The following is an 816-nucleotide window of genomic DNA, read 5'->3' on the forward strand; positions in this document are numbered from 1 at the left end:
GCCAAGGCGCTGGACGCCGAGCTGCCCCACACCGGCGAGCACCTGCGCCACGGCCGGGTCAGCGAGTGGCGAGCCACCATCTTCGCCCGCGAGACCGCCTGCCTGGGCCCGGCCGACCGCCGCGCGGTGGACGCCGCGCTCGCCGCGGACCTGCCCACCCTGTCCGACCGGCAGGTCGAGTCCCGCGCCAAGGCTCTCGCCGTGCGGTTCGACGCGGCTTCGGTGGTCACGCGGGCCGCCAAGGCCCGCGTCGACCGGCGCGTGTCGCTGCGCCCGGCCCCGGACACGATGACCTACCTGACCGCGCTGCTGCCGGTCGAGCAGGGCGTGGCCGTCTACGCCGCCCTGCACGCCGCGGTCGGCGCCGCCCGCGCCACCGGCGACGGTGCCGCACCGGACCAGCGCGGAGCCGGGCAGGTCATGGCCGACACCCTCGTCGAGCGCGTCACCGGACAGGCCACCGCCGCCGCGGTGCCCCTCGAGGTCCAGCTCGTCCTGCCGGCCGAGACGCTGCTCGGCGGCGGCGACGAACCGGCCACCCTGCCCGGCGGCCACCCGGTGCCGGCCGCGTTCGCGCGCCGCCTCCTGGCCGACAGCGCCGACGCCTGCGACCACGCCGGCGACGACGCCGGGGCCGCGCTGACCCTGCGACGCCTGTTCACCACCCCGGACGGGCACCAGCTCGTCGCGATGGACTCCCGGCGCCGGGTCTTCGACGGCCAGCTGCGCCGCTTCCTCACCCTGCGCGACCAGAGCTGCCGCACCCCGTGGTGCGACGCCCCGATCCGGCACGCCGACCACGTGGTCCCCGACCGG

The 816-nt window shown here is 78.2% G+C and carries 1 pseudogene; it reads left to right on the top strand.

Annotation, left to right across the window (positions count from 1 at the left end):
• Window positions 1–816 (top strand): annotated as a pseudogene (locus P2F65_RS18435) (HNH endonuclease); the annotation flags it as partial.

The sequence above is a fragment of the Knoellia sp. p5-6-4 genome (assembly GCF_029222705.1).
Classification (GTDB): domain Bacteria; phylum Actinomycetota; class Actinomycetes; order Actinomycetales; family Dermatophilaceae; genus Pedococcus_A.